At 68.9% G+C, this 20,438-nt stretch carries 16 protein-coding genes and 1 pseudogene; 7 read left to right on the top strand and 10 right to left on the bottom strand.

The genetic code is table 11. The features are described from left to right. The first annotated feature begins 161 nt into the window (after positions 1–161). Positions 162–896, top strand: a complete 735-nt coding sequence (locus OG698_RS44990) for a type 1 glutamine amidotransferase (RefSeq protein WP_406109989.1) — start codon at positions 162–164, stop codon at positions 894–896. Here the strand turns inward: OG698_RS44990 and OG698_RS44985 are convergent. Beyond that, positions 856–2,109, bottom strand: a complete 1,254-nt coding sequence (locus OG698_RS44985) for a benzoate/H(+) symporter BenE family transporter (RefSeq protein ID WP_406109987.1) — start codon at positions 2,107–2,109, stop codon at positions 856–858. The two genes, OG698_RS44990 and OG698_RS44985, sit on opposite strands and share 41 nt — an antisense overlap. A 143-nt stretch (positions 2,110–2,252) precedes the next feature. On the opposite strand from OG698_RS44985, the gene OG698_RS44980 reads away from it, so the two are divergent. Continuing rightward, positions 2,253–2,822: a helix-turn-helix domain-containing protein gene (locus OG698_RS44980; RefSeq protein WP_406109985.1), complete on the top strand. Its 570-nt coding sequence runs from the start codon at positions 2,253–2,255 to the stop codon at positions 2,820–2,822. A 39-nt stretch (positions 2,823–2,861) separates the two neighbouring features. On the opposite strand, the gene OG698_RS44975 is transcribed toward OG698_RS44980, so the two are convergent. After that, positions 2,862–3,074, bottom strand: coding sequence for a hypothetical protein (locus OG698_RS44975; RefSeq protein ID WP_406109983.1), 213 nt, complete (start codon positions 3,072–3,074; stop codon positions 2,862–2,864). A 58-nt stretch (positions 3,075–3,132) separates the two neighbouring features. Further along, positions 3,133–3,909, bottom strand: coding sequence for a gamma-glutamylcyclotransferase family protein (locus tag OG698_RS44970; protein WP_406109981.1), 777 nt, complete (start codon positions 3,907–3,909; stop codon positions 3,133–3,135). A 643-nt stretch (positions 3,910–4,552) separates the two neighbouring features. Here OG698_RS44970 and OG698_RS44965 point away from each other — a divergent pair. Continuing rightward, positions 4,553–5,944, top strand: coding sequence for an MFS transporter (locus OG698_RS44965; protein WP_406109979.1), 1,392 nt, complete (start codon positions 4,553–4,555; stop codon positions 5,942–5,944). 336 nt (positions 5,945–6,280) lie between these two features. Continuing rightward, positions 6,281–8,593, top strand: a complete 2,313-nt coding sequence (locus OG698_RS44960; protein ID WP_406109977.1) for a GH92 family glycosyl hydrolase — start codon at positions 6,281–6,283, stop codon at positions 8,591–8,593. A gap of 241 nt (positions 8,594–8,834) precedes the next feature. Here the strand turns inward: OG698_RS44960 and OG698_RS44955 are convergent, their stop codons facing one another. The 5 genes and pseudogenes from OG698_RS44955 to OG698_RS44935 form a co-directional block, all read right to left on the bottom strand. After that, the gene (locus tag OG698_RS44955) at positions 8,835–9,041 is read right to left on the bottom strand and encodes a DUF5988 family protein (protein ID WP_406109975.1); all 207 of its coding nucleotides are present in this window, start codon (positions 9,039–9,041) and stop codon (positions 8,835–8,837) included. Positions 9,042–9,492: 451 nt separating this feature from the next. Then, positions 9,493–9,654 carry a hypothetical protein gene (locus OG698_RS44950; RefSeq protein ID WP_406109973.1) on the bottom strand — a complete coding sequence of 54 codons (162 nt, stop codon included), beginning with the start codon at positions 9,652–9,654 and terminating at the stop codon, positions 9,493–9,495. A 1,120-nt stretch (positions 9,655–10,774) separates the two neighbouring features. Next, positions 10,775–13,546, bottom strand: coding sequence for a SpoIIE family protein phosphatase (locus OG698_RS44945; RefSeq protein ID WP_406109971.1), 2,772 nt, complete (start codon positions 13,544–13,546; stop codon positions 10,775–10,777). Positions 13,547–13,671: 125 nt separating this feature from the next. Beyond that, positions 13,672–14,385, bottom strand: a pseudogene (locus tag OG698_RS44940) (helix-turn-helix transcriptional regulator); the annotation flags it as partial. Positions 14,386–14,647: 262 nt separating this feature from the next. Continuing rightward, positions 14,648–14,809 (bottom strand): hypothetical protein, encoded by a 162-nt coding sequence (locus OG698_RS44935; RefSeq protein WP_406109969.1) that lies wholly within the window; start codon positions 14,807–14,809, stop codon positions 14,648–14,650. A 395-nt stretch (positions 14,810–15,204) separates the two neighbouring features. Between OG698_RS44935 and OG698_RS44930 the strand changes: the two genes are divergently transcribed. Next, positions 15,205–16,026, top strand: coding sequence for a maleylpyruvate isomerase family mycothiol-dependent enzyme (locus OG698_RS44930; RefSeq protein WP_406109967.1), 822 nt, complete (start codon positions 15,205–15,207; stop codon positions 16,024–16,026). A gap of 97 nt (positions 16,027–16,123) precedes the next feature. Next, the gene (locus tag OG698_RS44925) at positions 16,124–16,363 is read left to right on the top strand and encodes a hypothetical protein (protein WP_406109965.1); all 240 of its coding nucleotides are present in this window, start codon (positions 16,124–16,126) and stop codon (positions 16,361–16,363) included. Between the two features lie 65 nt (positions 16,364–16,428). On the opposite strand, the gene OG698_RS44920 is transcribed toward OG698_RS44925, so the two are convergent. Continuing rightward, on the bottom strand, positions 16,429–17,553 hold the full coding sequence (locus tag OG698_RS44920; RefSeq protein WP_406109963.1) for an FAD-dependent oxidoreductase: 1,125 nt from the start codon (positions 17,551–17,553) through the stop codon (positions 16,429–16,431). 28 nt (positions 17,554–17,581) lie between these two features. Between OG698_RS44920 and OG698_RS44915 the strand changes: the two genes are divergently transcribed. After that, the gene (locus tag OG698_RS44915) at positions 17,582–18,307 is read left to right on the top strand and encodes a TetR/AcrR family transcriptional regulator (protein WP_406109961.1); all 726 of its coding nucleotides are present in this window, start codon (positions 17,582–17,584) and stop codon (positions 18,305–18,307) included. Between the two features lie 204 nt (positions 18,308–18,511). Here the strand turns inward: OG698_RS44915 and OG698_RS44910 are convergent, their stop codons facing one another. Further along, the gene (locus tag OG698_RS44910; protein ID WP_406109960.1) at positions 18,512–19,684 is read right to left on the bottom strand and encodes an RNA-guided endonuclease InsQ/TnpB family protein; all 1,173 of its coding nucleotides are present in this window, start codon (positions 19,682–19,684) and stop codon (positions 18,512–18,514) included. Between the last annotated feature and the right edge of the window lie 754 nt (positions 19,685–20,438).

Raw genomic sequence — 20,438 nt, 5'->3', positions numbered from 1 at the left:
GGACGGGCTCGCCCCGGCGACCCGCAGTTCCGGACCCTCTGCCCCTCGGAGCAGGGCGGCCGACGGACCGTTGACGTCGCGCGTCGCGCCCTGATCTGCTGCCTTGACCAACGCAGGGATCAACGCAGCGAACGCAGATGCCGAGCAGGGGAGCTGAGGCGATGACGTCCTCGCACGCACAGGGCCCACACGCACAGACCGCCCTGGTCATACAGAACACCAGGAGCGGCGGTCCCGGCCGGGTCGGGGCCTGGCTGCGCGACGCGGGACTCGGTCTCGAAGTGCTGCGTCCGTACGAGGGTGAGGCCCTGCCCGAGTCGCTCGACGGCAGGCCGCTCCTCGTGCTCGGCGGCGGCTTCCTGCCGGACGACGACGAGCGCGCCCCTTGGCTCCCGGCCACGCGCCGGCTCGTCGTGCAGGCACTGGACGACGGCTCGCCCGTGCTCGGCATCTGCCTCGGTGGCCAGTTGCTCGCACAGGTCGCGGGCGGCAGCGTACGGGCGAACCATGGGCACCCCGAGTTCGGCAGCACACAGATCCGGCTGCGCCCCGAAGCCGCCGACGACCCGCTGCTGTACGGGCTCGGCGCGACGGCGCCCGCGATCGAACGGCACGTCGACGCGATCACCGAACTCCCGCCGGGCGCCACCTGGTTGGCGTCCAGCGCGGCCTGCCCCCACCAGGCGTTCCGGGTCGGGGCGCGGGCCTGGGGTGTGCAGTTTCACCCTGAGGCGGAGGCCGACCGGATCGCAGAGTGGGACCGGGAGCTGCTGGCCCGGCAGGGCTATGACAGGGACCGGCTGCACGCCGAGGCCGTGGCCGACGAGGGCGCGGCGGTCTCGGCGTGGTCGGTATTCACGCGGAGGTTCGCTCAGGTGTGCGCGAGGCTGCCGTGACCGGCTTCGGAGCGGGCGCGGACGCGGCGGCCCCGCGCCGCCGTCCCACCGACACGATGACGCTGGTGAGCACGCCCGCGAGCAGCCCCCAGAACGCGGATCCGATGCCGAGCAGCGTCACGCCGGAGGCCGTGGCGAGGAAGGTGACGACGGCCGCCTCCCTGGATCCGGGGTCCGACAGGGCACTTGCCAGGGAGGCCTCGATCGTGGCGAGCATGCCGACCCCCGCGACGGCCAGGACGAGCGCGTGCGGCATCGCGGTGAGCAGCGAGGCGACGGTCGCGCCGAGCAGGCCGACGCACAGGTAGAAGACACCCGCCCACACGGCCGCGAGGTAGCGCCGCCGCCGGTCGGGGTGGGCCCCGTCGCCGGTGCAGATCGCGGCGGTCATCGCCGCCAGGTTGATGCCGAACGCCCCGAACGGCGCGAGCACCGCCTGCACCGCACCCGTCCACGTCAGGACCGGCGAGACGGGCACCTCGTAGCCGGACCCGCGCAGCACGGCGACCCCCGGCAGATTCTGCGAAGCCATGGTGACGACGAACAGCGGCACGCCGACGCTGATCAGCACCTTCCAGTCGAACTCGGGAGCCGTGAACACCGGCTGCGCGAGCGACAGTCGGACCCGTTCCAGATGCCAGCCCCCGGTGAGGACGGAGGCGACGACTCCGCCGCCGAGCGCGATGAGGACCGCGTAGCGCGGCAGCAGTCGACGCCCGAGGAGATACAGCACGAACACCGGGAACGCGATGGCGAAACTGCCGCCCATCTGGGAGAAGAGCCCCGTCCCGAACTCGAGCAGCACACCGCCGAGCAGCGCCGATGCCAGCGGCACCGGGATCCGGTCCATGATCCGCGCGAACCACCCCGTCAGACCGCTCACCATGATCAGCACGGCGCTGAACACGAACGCGCCCACGGCCTTCTCCATGGACACCCCGCTCAGGCTCGTGGCGAGGAGCGCGGCTCCCGGTGTCGACCAGGAGGTGACGATCGGGACCTTGTGCCGCAGCGACAGGCCCACGCAGGTCACGGCGATCCCGACGCCGAGCGCCAGCATCCACGAGGACACCTCGCGCGCGTCCGCCCCGGCGGCCCGAGCCGCGGTGAACACGATGGCAGCGGCACTGGTCACGCCGACGGTGACCGCGATGAGCCCCGCCACCACGGCCGAGGGCGGTGCGGTGGCGCGTATGCGGGCGAGCGGGGACATGCGGGCATCACTTCCGAAAAGGGGTGCGGGAGAGCGAGTTCCGGGCGTTCCATAAACGGAACGTTCTGTTTGTGGAACACTAAGGACGCAGGTGGCGGCACGTCAAAGCGACGGTGGGCGCAGAAACGGACGGAACCGGGCGGATGGGTCTCAATGACGAGGTGGGCCGCAGGCTGAAGCGGCTGCGGCAGGACACCGGCCTCTCCCTGTCGGAGCTTGCGCGCCGCTCAGGCGTCGGCAAGGGCACACTCTCGGAACTCGAGACGGGCCGGCGCAACCCCACCCTGGAAACGCTCTACGCCCTGACCACCGCACTCGGCCGCCCGGTCAGCGCCGTCCTCGACGACCCGCCACCCGGCGTCGCGGCGGGCGCGGGCGGAGTCTCCGGCAGCGCCGTCACCGCGGTCCTCCTGGAGCGGTACGAAGACGAGGGCGCGGCCACCGACGTCTTCCGCGTCACCATCGCCGACGGCGCGACCCAGGAGTCGGCCGCGCATGTCCCGCACACCACGGAGAGCCTGATGGTGCTCTCCGGAACAGCGGTCGTCGGGCTACCGGACGCGCCGCAGACGGCCGGACCTGGCGGTCACGCCCGCTGGCCGGCCGACGCCCCGCACTTCTACAGCGCGCCGGACGGCGAGGTCCAGGGCGTCCTCTTCGTCCGTTATCCGAAGGGCGCGCCTTCGAAGGATCCTTCCTTGGAAGGGTCTTAGAGGTCTGACAAAGGCGTTGGACGTGGCGGTGGTGATCAGTCAGACGGCCAGGCCCGAGGAAGGGCCGGCACGCGCCACGAGCAGCGGCTGGAAGAAACCTGTCTCCCGCGGCATCCGCCGCCCGCGGTCCGTAAACCCCGCCGCGGCCGCGAGGCCGGTCAGCCGGTCCCGGCTGAGCGCCCAGTAGGTGGTCCGGCGGACCCGGACCCGCCATTCTTCGCCCGCCGGCCTGAGTTGGAAGTGCCAGTGCAACCCCGCTCCCCCGCCGGCCGGCCAACCGACATCCTCTAGATCGCTCACGGCACAGCGCTCAGGCCCCGGCACCGGGAAGGGAGATGGAGCGGAACATGTCCTCGCCGAGCTGATCCCGGATCAGACGGTCGATCCTGTTGGCTTGCGGAACATGGACAAAGGGTCTCCACGGAAAAATGCGGTCATTGATCCATGGAGTCCTCCAGTCGGTCGTGGCGGTGAAGAATCTCTGCGCAAACTTCGCTGCGCGAGACGCCGGAAATTCACCCTCGACCTCCAGGCATCCACTCACGCATACATCGACATACGACTGAACAATGGGGAATTCCTTACTGACGTACCTTCGCGACGTGCTTCCGAAGTACCAGAAAGTTCCGGTCGGTGGAGCCGATCTTCCGTCCAGCATGGTGATGTCACCAGGCGGAATACGGATCAGCTTGTAGCCCTTCTCTCTATCGGCGAATGCCTTCAATTCACCTTGTGACACGGGGAAGATCACGCCGTTGCAGGTCGAACTCCGATCCGGAAATGCCCCCAAGTACGTGGGGCCCCAACTGGCAGTGTCGACACGGTCGTACCAGCCACGCGTGATGCCCTGGACGGAGACCGGGAGGGACTTGCCGGCTTTCGGCCACGTCTCCTGTCGGGATTCCCTTTGAATCAATGACCCGTACCCGAAAACATACTGACTTCCGGGACCGGATTCTCTCGCACCGGCTTCCGCCGAGCCCTGTCCCATGATGCAACCCGTGGCGGCAGCGCCAAGACCCAGGATTGCAATACCACCCAGTATCTTACGTCGCCCCACTTCAGCCTCACATTTCATGGCCGACATGCTTCCGCTCCGGCAGCGGAGAGTCGAGAACGACGCGCAGATCCTTCGGGTTGTCGTCCACACGGCCGGTCATCCGGTCGAGATCGGAAACACCTGCTTGTTCTCTGGCTTTCGACGCAGTTCGCGCTGGTGTGGTGCATACCCGTCATCGGTGAATGCCTACGCGACACATGACGATCCGACTGGCCGGCCGGCTCGTCGGCCGACTGCCACTGCGCGAACGGGCTGTCGAAGTCGACGAGTTCACGCGTGGCAGGCCAGAACACCCAGCCGGCGGTCACCCGTCGCACCGCCTGCGGCCGTCGCGTCCTGCCAGGTCCCGCTGACACGCCTTCGTCCGGTCCGGGTCACTCGCCGAGGAGCTGCGCGGCAGCACCAACACGGCGACAACTCCCTTGGCCCGCAAAGCCCTTCGCCGGCGCTGCGTTCCCCCCGCGCGTCACACGGCCCTCCCGATCCCACCTCGTGGATGGACTCCCTCCCCGAACGACCGCCACACCACGGAGCACGAGCACAGGCCGAACGCCCGGCCGCACAGCCCGTCGCGACGGCCGCGAGTCGGGTATCCGACCACGTCACGACCATGGTCACGTCGCATCGGATGCGTGTACCTTGCAGACATTTGAAAGGAGCTGACAGGCGCATGACGCAAACCACCCCCTCCACCGCCGGCTCTCCCTCACCGGTGTCCCGCCGCCTCGAGGTCCTGCGGCCCGGCCCCTGGCACCGACGGCTCACGGCGATCGTCGGCATCGGTGCCTTCTTCGACCTCTACGAGGTGTTCCTCGGCGGTGTACTCGCCGCCGCGCTCGCCGAGCCCTGGCATCTGAGCCAGACCCAGAAGTCGTGGATCATCGCCGCCGGATTCCTGGGGATGTTCGTCGGCGCCAACGTCATGTCACTCCTCGCCGACCGTTTCGGCCGACGCCGGATGTTCCTGGTCAACCTCGCCACGTACTCCGCGTTCTCCCTGCTGTGCGCCGCCGCGCCCGACGTGAACTGGCTCATCGCGGCCCGGTTCCTCGCCGGACTCGGGCTCGGCGCCGAACTCGTGCTCGTCGACACGTACCTCTCCGAGCTGCTGCCGACGGCCGTGCGCGGACGCTACATCGCCTGGGCCTACACCGTCGGCTTCCTCGGTGTGCCACTGGCGGCGCTCCTCGGCGCACGCCTGGTGGCCGAGCACGAGATCGCCGGGGTCTCCGGCTGGCGCTGGTTGCTGGTGGCGGGCGCGTTCGGCGCCTTCTGCATCCAATGGATGCGGCGCACCCTCCCCGAGTCCCCGCGGTGGCTGGAGGCCAAGGGACGGCGCGCGGAGGCCGAGGCCGTCGTCGCGCACATCGAGACAGTCAACGAACCGAGGACTGCCGGTACGCACCCCGCACCACGAAAGGCCGAGGCCGAGACGGAGACCGATGCGGTCCCCACCGTGCGGGTTCCCCTGCGCCGGATGTTCCAGCCGCCCTACCGCCGCCGCACCGTCATGTGGTGGATCTTCCAGGTCCTGCAGACCGTCGGCTACTACGGTTTCGGCTCTCTGGCCCCCGTCGTCCTCGCCGCCAAGGGCCACTCGACGACCGCCTCGCTCGGGTACGCGGCGCTCAGCTTCTGCGGCTACCCACTGGGTTCCGCTCTGTCGATTCCGCTCATCGAGCGGTTCGAGCGCCGCACCCTCATCATCGTCGCCGCCCTCGGCCAGGCCTTCTTCGGCGTCCTGTTCGGGTTCGCCGACGCGGCCTGGCTGATCGTGGGAAGCGGCTTCCTGCTGACACTCTGCAGTAACGTCTTCTCCAACGCGTTCCACGTCTACCAGGCCGAAATCTTCCCCACGAACCTGCGCAGCAGCGCCATCGGCATCGCCTACTCACTGTCGCGGCTGGTCTCCGTGATCCTGCCGTTCATCGCACTGAGTGTCCTCGACGACCTGGGCGCGACCGCGGTGTTCGCCGGCTCCGCCGCACTCATGGTGCTGCTGTGCCTCAACGTGGGGCTCCTCGGCCCCAAGACGAAGGGGCTGGCGCTGGACGCCATCTGAACGACCACCCGCCCACCCCTCCGGAGATCCAGGTCAGGCGGCGTCTCGGCGAGGCCGTCGCCCGGCGTCGCCTGCCACACGTCGGACGACGCCCCGGAGGGGGCCGTGAGGGTGAGTCTGCGACACTCCCGCAGAACCAGCACGCCCTCACGAAGCCACTCAGGCAAGTGCCCCTCCCCCTCCCCACGCCCAACCGGCCACGGAAAACGATGGATTGACGGAACGACATCGGAAGGGCAAAGATCGGCAGGTACTGATTTGACAACGTTGTCGAACGAGAGGATCGCGATGAGAGCGCTGAGACGCGTGTTCACCGCCTTGTTGATCGTCACCACTATGGCCACGGCCTCCGCCACCGCCGGCGTCGCGAACGCCAAGGAGCAGGGACCGAAGTTCGCCGATGACCCCACCACGCTGGTCGACACGTCGATAGGCAACAACGGTGACGGGACCACCTTCCCGGGCGCGGCCGCGCCGTTCGGCATGGTGCAGCTGAGTCCTGACACGCAGTTGAACAAGTACGCCTCTTACGACTACGCGCAGGACACCATCCTCGGCTTCAGCCACACACACCTCTCGGGCGTCGGCTGCCAGACGATGGGCAACATCCGGTTCATGCCGACCACCGGTGCGGTCACCTCGTCCGACCCGGCGCAGTACGGTGCGAAGTTCAGTCATGACAACGAGACCCGGTCGCCTGGCTACTACGGCGTGAAGTTCGACAACGGCATCGAGGCCGAGCTCTCCGCCACGCAGCGGACCGGCCAGCACCGCTACACCTACCCCGGCGGATCAGGCTCCGAGAACGTGCTCATCGAGGCCGGCGAGAGCAACGGCAGCACCTACGCCGGCGACGTCAAGGTGGTCGGCAACGACACCGTGGAAGGCTGGGTCCAGGGCGGCAACTTCTGTGGCGAGACCGGCAAGGAGCGCTACCGGGTCTACTTCAGCGCCAAGTTCGACCGGACATTCTCGAAGTTCGGCACCTGGACCGACGGCACCCTCACGCCGAACCAGCGCGAAGCAACGCGCGGCACCAAGCGCGCCGGTGCCTGGCTGACGTTCGACCCGGCCGAGGGCGACCAGGTCGGTACGTCGGTGGGCCTGTCCTACACCTCGATCGACGGCGCGCGCCTCAACCGCAGGGCCGAGCAGCCCAAGTCGTTCGACAAGGCTCGCGCCGGCGCGCACGACGCCTGGCGCGACGAGCTGAACCGGATGCGCGTGGCCGGTGGCAGCACCGCCGACCAGCGCACGTACTACAGCGCGCTCTACCACTCGCTGCTGCACCCGTCGATCGGTTCCGACGTCGACAACCGCTACCGCGGCTTTGACGACAAGGTGCACCGAGCGGATTCCACGTACTACCAGATGTTCTCGCTCTGGGACACCTACCGCTCGCAGAACCAGCTGGTGGCCCTGCTCAACCCGGACAAGGCCGCGGACATGGCCAAGTCCGTGCTGCACATCTACCAGGACGGTGGCTGGCTGCCGCGCTGGGGGCTCGGCGGCGGCGAGACCAATGTGATGAGCGGCGATCCCATCACCCCGTGGATCGTCGACATCTACCAGCGTGGGCTGCTCGACAAGCACACCTCGCACCAGCTCTTCGACGCCCTGTGGAAGAACGCCAACGACGTCCCCACCGACCAGTCGATCTTCCGTGGCCGTGACGGCAATCCGTCGTATGTCAAGAACGGCTGGGTCGGGTACCAGAACCTGCCCGGCTATCTGTACGGCGACAGCCGCCAGTCTGGCTCGGCCACGCTCGAGTACGCACTCGGCGACTGTGCGCTGTCCACGATGGCCGGCGACCTGGGCTACCAGGACAAGGCCGCGACGCTCGCCTCGCGTTGCGACAACTTCGCCAAGCTGTGGGACCCGAGCGTCACGTCGCAGGGTTTCTCAGGGTTCCCCGTCGCCAAGAACGAGGACGGGACCGTCGCCGGTGATCCCGACCCCACCCAGGCCGGCGCGTTCCACGAGGGCACCGCATGGCAGTACCAGTGGCTCGCCCAGCAGGACCCGCAGACCCTCTTCGGTCTCATGGGCGGCCAGGCGGCTGCGGAGCAGCGGCTGGACAAGTTCTTCGACATGCCGACCGTCCTCACGGACCCGGCGAAGGCCGCCTCGGAGTCGTGGGTGAGTGGCGCGTACGATTACCACAACAACTTCGCCTTCAACCCCAACAACGAGCCCGACTTCCACACTCCGTGGATGTACGCGTGGACCGGCGCCCCGTGGAAGACGTCCGCGGTGCTGCGTGCGATGCGGACGCTCTTCACCGACGACGCGTACGGCATGCCCGGCAACGACGACCTCGGCGCCACGTCGTCGTTGCTCGTCTTCGCCATGGCCGGCGTGTTTGAGGCGCAGCCCGGCTCCGCCAACTACATCGTCACTGCGCCCATGTTCGAAAAGGTCGAGATCCGGCCCGAACACGGAAGCAAGATCAACATCGAGGCGCCGGGCGCCGATGCGTCGAAGCTCCAGTATGTGTCCTCCGTGAACACGGGCAAGGGCACGTTGCACCAGAGCTGGCTCTCCCACAAGGATCTGCTCCGCTCCGGCACGATCAAGATCGACCTTTCCGACAAGCCCACGACCTGGGGCGTCAGCACCGCCCCGCCCGCCATCAACCAGAACTGACGTTGTCGGCTGCGGCCCCTCCACACAGGGGCCGCACTGCGGCTGCCCGCTGCGCAATCCGTTTCATGCGACCGACGAACGCGCGGTTCTCGAACTCGCCCTCCACGCGCTGCCCAAGCGCGCCCGCGCGGGCGCGGCGAGGCATGGTTGAGCCCTTGACGAGCTCTACCTGGCCCGGAACTGGCCGGAGTGAGGGTGGTTGGCACCCGCCGCGCTCGGGCCCCACGCTGCGAGCGGAAACCTACCCAGGCAGTTCCGTGCGCTCCCACCACTCGTACACGGGCAACAGGCCCTGTGCGGTCTCCTCCTGACGTGTCGTGACCTTGAAGTGCTCGTAACCCCCACGCAAGGGAACTTTGATGTCGAGCCCGGGCGTGGAGACGGAGACGATCCGCTCAGGAAGATCGTCAGGACCGCCCTCGAGAACTGCTTTCATCGCGTCGACCATGACCCGATCTTCCCCGCAGGCCCGACCGGCTCCTTCATGACGCGCCGACACGTCTGCCACTGCCCTCTTTCCGTGCCGGCGACCCCTACCACCGCGATGGGCTCATCAGGGCGGATCCAGGCGGCGCCCAGTTGAGAGCGGCTGTAAGTGCAGCGGCAGGTGAGGGACTGGTGCAGTCGAACCGGCTTTGGCTGTCGATGTCGTCAGAGGCGCTGCCGGCGGCCGGTCAGCCTGGCCCGTGGGACGTGTCGGCAGGCAGCTAGGCGGTGTCCGGCGTGCTGAGGACGGCCCGGTTGCCTTCGATGCAGGTCTCGTGTCCACCGGTACGGGCGGTGGACAGTGGAACTCGCCGGTCAGGCCGGACTGGACGTTCCCGACGAACTCCAGATGCCCGGTGGTCCGGCGGCCCCCTGTACTTGTTTGGCGCCCCACTCCGGATTTCTGGTCCAGTTCAGCCATTACGCCCGGCCTGGTCGTACCAGGTGAAGTCGACGTTGCCCTGGTCGTAGGCGACATTGCCCGCCACGGTCAGGCCGTGCGCGATGCTCGCGGCCCGGTCCACCGAACCGTCGGCGGCCTTGACCGTCTGGCCCTGATGCCCCTCTACGTACACCGCACCCCCGCGCAGTCGTACACCCCCGCAGATCTCCGCGCTGCGCAGACAACGCGGCCCGCTACGCCGGACGCCCAGCGCGGCAAGGTCGTCGGCGAACGTACGCGTGTCGCAGACAGGCCGCGAGCCGGGCGCTCCGTCATCGACGATCCGGAGCCCGCAGGGTGACCATGAACTGGCCGTCTTCGGTGCCGGAAGCCGGCGGCCGCAGTTCGAGACGCAACTGCTCCAACCGCGGCCGTCAGAGGCCTTGTTGGTCCCATATCGCGCTGTGCTCCATGTCCAGTATGAGGTTGTCCAGTACGTCTCCCTTTTGAGCTACGCCCGAAGGCGTAACGAACTCCCGTTCACACCACCCGAATTGCCGCCAACGCCCCAGCACTGCGCGATGAGGATGCCTGTGAGCACCCTCTTCGTTCAGCGCTCAATCCGCCGCGGTCTGCGCGATGATCATGTCGGTGACTGCCCACATGTCTCCGTCCCCCAGAGCACGCCGTTGTCCGGTCCGAGGGCTTGCCCTCGTGGAGGAGGCAGTGCAAAAGTGCGGCGAGTTCACGGCTGTCGCCCGCCTCCAGGAGCGCGGGCGTGATGCGATCCGTCAGCTGGGACAGCACATCCCCGGCGCTGCGGAGCCTTCCTTCGGCATCCACCAGCGATCCGCCGAGCCCGTGGACCGCAGCGTGTCGGTTCACCGTCCACAGCAGTTCAGGCGGGCAAGGCTGCGACACCGGCAGCGCGAGGCCGCCTTCCAGGACCTGTGCACCGGATGCCCCGTTCGCGAGCGGTGCACCAGCCAGGGCGGGACGCACCGTGACCATCCGCCCGGCCCACAACCTGCAGGCCGCTGCCCGCCACCAGGCCGCAGACGACCGCAACCGGCAAGCCGACTACCGGTGCCGGAGACCCCCGGTCGAACGCGCCGTCGCCTACTCGTCCACCAAGGCAACCGCAAACTCCCCTACCGCGGCACCATCAAGAACAACACCTGGATCCACACCCGAGCCGCCACGCTCATCCTCCGCCGACTGATCAACCTCGGACTCACCCGAACCAACAACACCTGGACACTCACCCCGGCCAGCACATGAACACTGGGGCCGCCCGGCCTCAAGCCTGGGCCTCACGCGAGATCTTGGGCGCCGCCGCCCTGAGGGCCCTCGCCCTGAGCCCCGTCCCGGTCGGGCGCCTCTTCCCCCATGGGAGCCGCCACCGTGCCGGAGACCTCGGGAAGAGCCTGTTCGGCCCAGATCACCTTGCCCTGGGGCGTGTACCGGGTGCCCCAGCGCTCGGCGATCTGCGACACCAGGAACAGGCCGCGGCCGCCCTCGTCCATCGTCGCGGCATACCGCAGGTGTGGGGAGGTGCTGCTGCCGTCGGCGACCTCGCAGATCAGCGTACGGTCGCGGATCAGTCGTACGTGGATCGGCTCCGAGCCGTAACGGATGGCGTTGGTGATCAGCTCGCTCAGGATCAGCTCCACACTGAAGGCCAGCTCGGACAGGCCCCACTCGTCGAGCTTGCGGGCCACCGCGTCGCGCATCCCCGCGACGGCGGCCGGGTCGACCGGCACGTCCCAGTCGGCGATCCGGTCGCGCGGCAGCCCCTGCGTGCGGGCGATCAGCAGGGCGACGTCGTCCTTGGGACGCCCGGGCAGCAGCTCGTCGAGCACGGCCTGGCAGCTCTCCTCTGGCGACCTGTCGGGGTGGCCCGACAGCGCTTGGCGCAGCAGCTCCATGCCCACATCCAGATCGCGCCTGCGGTCCTCGATGAGGCCATCGGTATACAGGACGAGCTGGGCGCCGTCCGGAAGATCCAGCTCGGCGGTCTGGAACGGCAGCCCGCCCAGACCGAGGGGCGGCCCTGTCGGCAGATCCAGGAAGGTGACGGTGCCGTCGGGGAGAACCAGCGCCGGCGCCAGGTGCCCGGCTCGAGCCACGACACAGCGGCGCGTCACCGGATCGTAGATCGCGTACAGACAGGTGGCACCCACGATGCCCGTGGCGCTCTGCGTATCCGACTCGTCCTGGTCGATACGGCCGACGAGGTCGTCCACGTGGCTCAGCAACTCGTCGGGCGGCAGATCGAGGGAGGAGAAGTTGTGCACCGCGGTCCGCAGTCGGCCCATAGTGGCGGCGGCGTGCAGGCCGTGGCCGACCACGTCGCCGACGGTCAGCGCGACCCGGCTGCCCGACAACGGAATCACGTCGAACCAGTCCCCGCTCACACCCGACTGGGCGGGGAGGTAGCGGAAGCCGACCTCGAGGGCGCTCTGTTCGGGCAGGGCCCGCGGCAGCAGGCTGCGCTGGAGGGTCACCGCGAGGGCGTGCTCGCGGGTGTAGCGGCGCGCGTTGTCGATGCTGACCGCTGCTCGGGCCACCAGTTCCTCGGCAAGCGACAGATCCTCCTCGTCGAAGGGCCCGTGCTGCTGGGAGCGCCAGAAGTTGGCCATGCCCAGCACGACACCGCGGGCCTTGATCGGGGCGGCGATGAGGGTGTGAATGCCGTAGTCCATGATCCTCTTGGTGCGCTCCGGGTCCTGCGCGTGCCAGCCCGTGGCGGTCGACAGCTCGGTCACCAGCTCGGCGTGGCCGCTCCCGTAGCCGCGGGCCTGGGGGGTGGACGGCAGGTAGTCGATCAGCCTGCCCGTCTCGTAGAGCGGGTGGTCGTCCCGGATTCCGTACACGGCCGTACGACGCATGTCCGTCGCGGTGAGGGCCGGCTCCTCACCGTGCAGTACGGCGTCGGCCAGGTCCACGGTGACGAAGTCGGCGAAACGGGGGACGGCGACCTGCGCCAGCTCGTCGGCGGTCCGCAGGACGTCCAGGGTGGTGCCGATGCCCAGTCCCGCGTCGTACAGCAGCTTGAGCCGCTCCCGCGCGATCTCCGCCCTGCCGGTCACCGCCTGCAGCTCGGTGGAGTCGCGCAGCGTGACCACGGTCCCCATGGGGCCGCCGCCACTGTCCGTGTGCCGCTGGTTGACCGCCAGCAGCCGGTCTCCGGCGAAGTGCACCTCGTCGGTGACCTCGCGGCCGGAGACGAGCAGCTCCGCCGTCTCGGGGTCGAGGCTCGACAGCTCCGACACGAGCTGCCCCTCGACATCAGGGGGCAGCTCCAGCAGCCGTTTGGCCTCGTCGTTCGCCAGCAGCAGCTGCCCGTCACCGCCGACTATCAGCACCCCTTCGCGCACGGAGTGCAGCACCGTGTCGTGGTGGTCGTACATACGGGTCATCTCGTCCGGGGCCAGGCTGTGGGTCTGCCGTCGCAGCCGTCGGCCCACCAGTGCCGTGCCCGCGGTGGACACCACGAGTGCGCCGGCACCGGCGCCCAGGATGATCGGCAGTTGCCGGGCCACCTGACTGGCCACGTTCTTGACCTTCAGCCCCGCTGAGACGAGCCCAATGACCTTGCCATCGGCGTTGTCGATGGGGACGGTGGCCTGGACCTCCCGGCCGAGTGGGCCCATCACACTCTCCGTGTACACCTTCCCCTCGAGCGACGGCCCGATGGTGCCCACGAACTGCTTTCCGATCAGGTTCGGCAGGGGGTGGGTGTAGCGGATGCCCTTGGTATCCAGGACCACGATGAAGTCGACGCCCGCAGCCTTGCGTGCCGCCTCCGTGAGCGGCTGGAGGATCTTGCTCGGGTCGGGGCTCTCCAGTGCGGCCACGACGCCGGGAGAGTGCGCGAACGTCTGCGCCACGGCGATGGAACGGCGCTTGGCCTCGGCGTTGGTGTCCCGGTCCGACTGGAGGACCAGGGCGAAGACGCCAGCGACGACGAGCAGCACGACCAGCGCCACCTGGAGTACGAACACCTGCCCGGCTACGCTTCGCGGGCTTCTGCTGACCAGGGACCTGAACAGACTTCTCAAGTCGGCGAAACGATTCGCCATGTGACCTTTCTAGCACTGGCGATCCTGAGCGGCCACAGGCCGCACCTCCCAGGGCATGGAATCGCGGGACGCACGGCGGTGACGGACCCGGCCTCCGACAGCCTGCCTCGGGCGCTGGGGCGTGATCACACGCGAGGCGGTCTCCGCCGTGCCGAAGGGGCCAACCGGGCGGCGAGCGCCTCGGCGAGTCCCCGCTGTTCTTCCGGCCGCTCGATGACGAACAGCCCGTCGAGCGGTGCGAGCACGGCGGGCAGCCGGTCGAACCGCTCCACCTGCAGCTCTAACGCGGAACCAGGGCGGGGTCCCTGGTCCCCCTCCACGCCGTGCGAGGAGGGCAGCTCTGCCACGGTCGCGACGTCGGCGGGGAGTCGCGAGCGGATGTGCTCGGGCGTTCCCTGGACGCGCAGGGCCACCTCGTGGCTGTACGGAGCTGTTGCGAGCCCCGACAGGACGCGCCGCGAAGGGTCGAGGTCGGCGGGCGGTCCTAACGAGCCGGGCAGGAGCCGCGCGTAGGTGAAGTGGTCCAGCCGGAACGTCCGGTCCTCGCCGATCGCGGGATCCGTACCCGTCACGTACCACCTGCGGGAAGGGACGACGAGCCCGTACTGGTGCAGCATGCGCTCGCTGCGCCGACCGTCTCAGGCGGTATACCGGATGTCGAGCCTGCGGCCGCGCCGCTTGGGCAGCACCCGCCGGATCTTGGCCACCGCCGTCTCGCCCGCTGTGCCGGTGGCCGTCATCAGGCCGGCGCACCGCCCCGCGACCAGGCCGAGCAGTACGGCGAGCGCCTCGTCGTCGCTCAGCATGCGTGAGGGCAGACGGTGACCGGGGGCGAGCCGCTAGGGCAGTGGCTGCGCCCTGTCGCCTGCGCGCCCGTGGATTGTGTCGCAGACTGCGATGGCGGTGACGATCAGAGTGGTCAGGAGCGAGAGGATGATCGGCTCGCGGCGGGGGCCATGGGATGAACAGGATGAGTGCGCCGTTCCCGCTCACCTGTCGCCATCCTGAGCGGTCCTCTAGGTCCAGGGAGAAGGACCAGTCGGCGGAGCGCCAGGGTCAAGGCGCATGCGAAGGCCGCCGCAGCCTGGTCCAGGTCGCCCATCACACGCCAGATGTCGCCCGTGTGACCGCGGTCCGCACGACGCGATCGACGGCATCGGCGCGGTCGCGCAGGGCGATGGACAGCTCGTAGCGGCCGCAGGGCCGGGGCAGCCGGGCCATGGAGGCCGGCGACTCCGGGACGGGACTGCGTTCGGACGCCACCTCGATGGCATCGAGCCAGGGCCGCGAACCGCTTACGCATCTCGTCGGTGTCCAGGTCGTGGCCGTAGTCGAACGTCCGCAGCCACGCCTCGGCCAGCGGCTCGGCACTCACCGCGCCGAGAAAGCGCGCATCGCTGAACCGGGGTGCAGCGCCCCATGCCACGTCGGGCCGCGCGCCCATGACTGAACCAAAGGCCATCACCGCGTCGTCCATGTCCCCTTCGAGGAACAGAAAGTACGTCTGTACCAGCACAGCGCTCACCGAACCGTCCCCTTAGAGGCTCTCCACAACCTGGCAGGGGCCGCACAGGGCTCCGGGCTGTCGGCGCGCCGGGTGATCCGTGAGAGTCTGCGGGCGGAACACCGGGTGCGGGAACGCAAATGAGGGGGACGGCATGGAACCAGTGGTGGGGCCGGACACGCGGAGCGCGGTGCCCGAGGGGCTCGGTGCGGCGATACGAGACACGGCCGAGGAGATAGCCACACTGCTGCGCGCGGGCGCCGACATGGGGCTTCGGGTGCCGGGGTCGCAGTGGAGCGTCGGCGAGGCGGCCGCGCATCTGGCGCTGGCCAACGAACTGATGGCGGACATCGCGGCGGGACATGCGCGCAGTTACGGAGACGGCACACCGCAGAGTCTTGCCACGGCCAACGAGCAGGCGCTCGCCGCGTTCGGTGAGCGGGAGGCCGAGCCGCTGGCCGGGATGATCGTGAAGCAGGCCGCCGCATGTCTGAGGGCGCTGGAGGAGCGGGGCACGGAAGGGACCGTGGTCAGTCCGCTGGGTCCGATGGGACCGGATGCGCTGGGCTCGTATCTGCTCACGCACATGCTGGGACACGGATACGATCTCGCCCGCGCGCTGGGACATGCGCACATGATCGACCGAGAGCGGGTGCGGCTGACGCTGCCCTTCATGCTGACGGCGATGCCACGGGTGACCGACGCGTCCGGCACCGCCGGGCTGAGCGTCCGCTACACGATCCGCCTGTGGGGTGGCGGCCGGTTCGACGTGCAGGTGGCCGGGGGCGCGGTGTCGGTCGGCGAGCGACTGCCGGGGCGCGCGGACTGCACGATCCTCATCGAGCCGGTCACCTTTCTCCTGATGGCGCTCGGGCGCCGTGGCCAGTGGGGCGCCCTCGCTCAGGGCCGCATCCTGGTCGGGGGGCGCAAGCCCTGGCTCGCTCCGCGTTTCCCGGCTCTTTTCAAGGCACCCTGACCACGATGGACCGCGGGGTCGAAGCCTGGCTGCGGCGCGTGCGCATGGCGCCGGGGATCCTCGCCGGGCACAGCGGCTGTGGCAGACGTTGGACTCGGTGCGCTCGGTATTGCCCGGCGACGACGCCCTCGAGATGGCCGGCACGCTGCTGTTCCACCGGTACGAGCACCCGGAGACGCCGGCTCCCACGCACGTGTCCGACTGTGAACAGCTGATGCGGCAGGCCGAGCACACACGGCCCCGGGCGCGAGGCTCACGCGCCGGACCGGCTCCAACTCCTCACCCCCGCAAGGGAGCAAACGGACTGACGGCCCCGCTCCACGACGCGGCGATCTGAACAGATGCGGGTCTGTAGAGGGCAGGGTTCGGGCGTTTGCGCCTCGATCGATTGCACAGGCATTCTCAGTCTGCGGATGCCGGTTCGGCGGGCCGGGCCGTGAAGAAGCGGACGATGTCCTCCGCTGCTGTTGGGGACAGCATCATCGCCTGGACTCGTGCGGACATTTCGGCGATCGGGTGAATCCTGGCGAACATCGCCTCCTCGTACGTCCGGATCGCCGAGTCCGGGTCGGCGGGGTTGGCGGCGAGTCGGCCGGCGAGTTCGGCGGCGTCGAGCATGGCCTGGTTGGCGCCCTCGCCGACCGGCGGCATGAGGTGCGCGGCGTCGCCGATGAGGGTGACGCCCGGCCGGCTGGACCAGCGCGTACCCATGGGCATCGCTTCGATCGAGCGCTGCGTCGGCGCGCTGTCGCCGGCCTCGATGAGTGCGGTGAGGCGTGGGTCCCAGCCACCGAACACGTCCAGCAGAGCGCGCTTACTACGGTATGTGTCGATGGGGCGATCCTCTGCGCGCAGCGAGATCCCGACACGTAGGCTGCCGTCGCCGAGGCGTTGTGCCGCCAGGATCTGATTCACGCCGACGCACCACAAATTCCCGGGGCCGACCAGCTCGGCGAGATCCGGATGGCGCCGGTTCACGTCTTCGATGTTCAGCTCTACGAGCGTGGCCACATAGGACAATTGGACGTCGGTCAGCAGCGACCGGACGATCGAGCGCGCGCCGTCCGCGCCGATGAGGATGTCGCAGTCGGCTCGGTGGCCGCCATGGAACGTCAGTTCCCAGCCCCCCTCAGGTCGCGGGATCGCCGCGACAAGCCGGTGCCGCCAGACAACCGTGTCACCGGGGAGGGAATCGAGCAGAAGATCACGCAGTGCCCTCCGGTCGATCTCGGGACGTCCGGAGAATGAGCCAGGTTGCGGCTCATGGTGTACCAGGGTCCGTCCGGTCGGGTCGACGATGCGATGTTCCTCGCCCTCGGGCCGCGCCTCCGACCGGAACCGGCCGGCGAGACCCGCCTCAGCCAGCGCCTGTTGCCCGGACTCCGGGTGCAGGTCGAGCGCGCCGCCCTGCGGCCGCGCGTATCGGCTTGCCTCGCGCTCGTACACCACCGCATCGATGCCGTGCTGATGCAGGATTCGTGCCAGCGTCAGCCCACCAAGGCCGCCACCGGCGATCGCAATTCGCATTCCCACTCCGTTACCGTACACTGTCCTTGTGGATACACCGTACGGTAACGAATCGTTGCCCGTTTGGGAACGGCCCGAACCTCAGCCGCGGGCGGCGCCAGTGCCGTTGAACCGCGAGAAGATCGCCGCCACGGCGATCCGGCTTGCCGACGCACACGGCCTCGACGGCCTGTCGGTTCGCAAGATCGCCAAAGAACTCGGCGTCGGTCCGATGCGGCTCTACGACTACGTGATCAACAGATCCGAACTGCTCGATCTGATGGTCGACGTCGTCTATGCCCGGATCGCCGAGGCCGCCCAGCTCTCCGCGTGGCGCGCCACGGTACTGGCCATCGCCCACGCGACCCGCGATGCCGCCCTTGATCACGAGTGGTTCTCCGACCTGCTCGGCGGAAGGCCGCACTTGGGACCTCACGCGCTCGCCGTGGGCGAAGCGACCGCGGCGGCGCTGAGCCAGGCCCCCGGCGTGCGCGGCATCGACGATCTCCAGCGGGCTTTGGGCGCCCTCAACGCCTTCATCATCGGAGCGATCCGCAGAGAGGTCACCGAGCGACGCACCGCCCGTTCCACCGGCACCGATGAAGCCGCCTTTCAGGCCAGCCTCGGCCCCTACCTCACACGCATGTTGAAAACCGGCAGGTACCCCACCGTCGCCCGGCTCGTCATCGACGGGGCCCACCTCGATGCCGAGGAAACCTTCGACCACAACCTGACCACCGTCTTGGACGGCATCACCAGCCGACCCCGCACGTGACCGACTGCTCTGCGGCCAGCGGCCGGCTGGAAGCCGATGCGCCCTGATCAGACATCCGGATCTGCCGCGATCCGAGGGCGGCCGGACTCTACCGATAACTCAGCGTGATTGACTTGCACTTCGGAGTCAACTACCCGGTCGTGAACGACCGGGCTTGCTGCTCGAGTCATCACTGGCTGTGATGGGTTCGGCTGCGTCCAGTTCTCACGTGATGAGGGTGAGTTCAGGGGCCGTTGACCGGGCCCCCCAGACCCACGCCATCCAGCCGCGTTGGCGGATGTTGTGGGACGCGTTGTGGTCTGCGTGATCAACGAATCCGCAGACCCGGCACGAGAAGACGGCCTGGGAGGGCCGGTTTCCGCGAGCGGTGTGATGACACTTCGAGCATTCCTGGCTGGTGTAGGCCGGATCGACGTAGACGACCGGCACCCCGGCCCTCTTCGCTTTGTAGGCGATGAAGGCGCCGAGCTGGGCGAAGGGCCAGGAGTGGAGCGTGGTGCGTTGGGGCTTTCTCAGCCGTGCCCGCTCGCGGATGCCCGTGAGTGTCTCCAGGGCGATCCCGCGACCGGTGCGTTCAGCCTCCGCCACGATCCGCTTCGAAATCTTATGGTTGATGTCCTTGGCGCGCCGGGCTTCCTTGCCCGCATGCCTCTTCGCCCGCCGCCTGGCGGACTTCGTGTTCTTCTTCTGCAGCTCGGACCGCAGCTTGCGATCCTGTTCCCGCTTGCGGTTGATCCGCCTGCCGCAGTGGCGCTCGCCGTCGGAGGTGACCGCGATGTTCACGACGCCCAGGTCGACGCCGAGGAATCCGGCCGGGTGAGTGTTCGGGGCGGCTTCGGCGATCTCACAGGTCGCGATCAAGAACCATTTCCCGCCCTGGAACACCAGGTCGGACTCACCCCGCCGGTGCGCAGCCAGGACTTCCAGCTGCTCGGCCTGCCCGGTGAACGCCACGTTCTTCAGCCTGCCTGCGGTGGTCCAGATCGACACCGTTTGCTGCTCGTGCTGCCAGGACAGCATCCGGTCGTCGTAAGGCTGCGCCGCCTGGGGCCGGAAAACCACCGGCTTGCCCGAGGCGCGAGTGTGCCGCCTGGAACCGGGCCGCCCGTAGCGGCCGTTACGCAGGTTCGCCTTCAGGGCGGTGTAGGCGTCGCAGGTCTTCTTGATCGCGTGCTGGGCGGCCTGCGCGCCCAGTCCCCACCGGAAGCGGATCTCGGCATAGGTGTGCTTGCGGAGCTCCAGCGGACGTCGCGCCTCCTTCTCGAAGGCGACGGACGCGGCCCAGGTCGCCGCTTGGTTGCAGGTGTGCAGGGTCGCCTCAAGTGCCGCCGCCTGTACGGGCGTCGGCAGCAGCTTCACCCGCACCACCAGCTTCACGACCAGCGAACCTATACACCTGGACGAAGACCCACCACACGTTCGCCCCCGCCCCACCCGAACGAGCGAAACCCGCCCCGCCCCTCCCACGCGCACACCGCCGTAGCCCCGTTCCGCCGGAACGCCTCCCGGCCGCTCCGCGGCCCGTGTTGTCCTGCGGCACATCACGGCGACGCTCCGCGTCGCACCCCGTGGATGCGATTCCTCCAGGGCGTGAACGCCTGAGGGGTTCCTCGCAAGAACCCGCTGAAGCATGAGCACGAACGAGGACCAGCCGACGTCGTGGACGGACTTGGCCAGCTTGCTGCGCGCCAGTCCCGCCACCCACAGGTCCTCCACGGCGACCCCTCGGTTCTCGCAGCCAGCCGGACTCTGCAGTCGCCGATGACACGCGGCGCTGCCGTAGTCACGGGCCAGGTACTTGACCTATCGGCCGGGGTGGCGTCGGTCAGGCCCCGCGAGCGGATCGAGCCCACACTGCGGGACCTGACCGGGCACCGTGGTGTGCATGAGGTCGGCGGCGCTGGCTGAGCGAGACACTTCGCGTCATCGCGGCGCTCGGTGGCCGTTGCAACCTGAAGATGTTCCGCTACCCGGAGCCTATTTGTACTGCCCTGCGAGGTGGGGGACACGGCTCACCACGGATCACGCGGCCGGCCGGTCCGGCCGGCATCCCGCTCCCCGCGTGGCCTGCTGCCGTCAGATGTGCGGCAGCCGGGCCGTACCGCTGTCATCCCCGGCTGCACTGCGGCCT

Origin of the sequence: Streptomyces sp. NBC_01003 (genome assembly GCF_045162695.1) — a bacterium.
Lineage (GTDB): Bacteria > Actinomycetota > Actinomycetes > Streptomycetales > Streptomycetaceae > Streptomyces.
The sequence above is the reverse complement of the archived record's forward strand: the minus strand, read 5'-3'. Positions and strand labels throughout refer to the sequence as shown.